This is a genomic window from Micromonospora sp. C28SCA-DRY-2 (assembly GCF_030519475.1).
Classification (GTDB): Bacteria; Actinomycetota; Actinomycetes; order Mycobacteriales; family Micromonosporaceae; genus Micromonospora.
In genome coordinates this window covers 1-977 of sequence record NZ_JAUMKD010000016.1, presented here as the reverse complement: position 1 = coordinate 977, position 977 = coordinate 1, and the positions used below count along the sequence as shown (strand labels likewise).

The 977-nt window shown below is 77.6% G+C and carries 1 protein-coding gene and 1 pseudogene; both read right to left on the bottom strand.

Annotated elements, in window-relative coordinates:
* Positions 1 to 353 (bottom strand): annotated as a pseudogene (locus Q3W71_RS30885) (glycosyltransferase family 1 protein); the annotation flags it as partial.
* The coding region (locus Q3W71_RS30880) for a glycosyltransferase family 9 protein (RefSeq protein ID WP_302923009.1) at positions 350 to 977 on the bottom strand (628 nt) is incomplete at its 5' end. The pseudogene Q3W71_RS30885 and the gene Q3W71_RS30880, both read right to left, overlap by 4 nt.

Sequence of the window (977 nt, the reverse complement as noted above, 5' to 3'; positions counted from 1 at the left end):
GCGATGAGCAGGTCGTCGCGGTCGGCCATCGGGTGCCGGCTGTTGGGCACCTGGCCGTCCTTGGGGGTGTTGTGTTCGACGTAGATGGCGGGCAGGTCGTGGCCGGGTCGGCGGCCGAGCCATTCGGTGGCGAGGTCGAGTTCCTCGGGTCGTTGCAGGATGACCAGGTCGACGTCGGTGGTGGCGAGGTGGTCGGGGGTGATCTCGACGGCGGTGTCGGGCCAGGGGTAGGTGCGGGCGCGGCCGAGGCCGTAGGGGCCGCGGTCGGGGGTGACCGGGATCAGGTAGCGGTGCTTGCCGTGCACGAACGAGGTGGTCCAGGAGCCGTGCACGTGCCAGAGCAGGACGTTCATCGACCACTCCCGCCGGCGGCGCCGACCGGGGCCGCGCCGGCTCGCGTCGGCGGCGGCCGGCCGTCCGTCGCGGCCCGCGCGTCCGGCCGCCCCGCCGGGCGTACGCCGAGCAGCCGCAGCGCGTCGAGGACCTGCTCCGGCCGGACCCCGCTGAGGCAGGGGTGCCCGGGGACCGGGCAGCGTGCGGCCCGGGTGTCCCGGCAGGCGGCGGTGGCGTCGCCGAGGCGGACGGTGGGCACCCGCCAGGGCCCCCACTGTCCGAACGGGACGGTGGGCGCGAAGAGGCTGACCACCGGCGTGCCGAACGCGGCCGCCAGGTGCGCCGGGCCGGTGTTGCCCACCACCAGGGCCCCGGCGCCTGCCACGACGGCGGCGAGTTGGGCCAGGTCGGTCCGCCCGCCGAGGTCGACAGCGCCGGCGGCGGCGACCCGGGCGGTCAGGTCGGTCTCGTCCGGGCCGCCGGTCACCACCACCCGGTGACCCGCGGCGACCAGCGTCCGGGCGATCCGCTCGGCCAGTTCGGGTGGGCAGCCCCGGGCCTGGGCGGCCGAACCGGGGTGCAGCAGCACGTAGCCCGGATCGCCGAGCCCCGCCGGGGGCGGTGGCACCGCGTCCGGGCGCAGC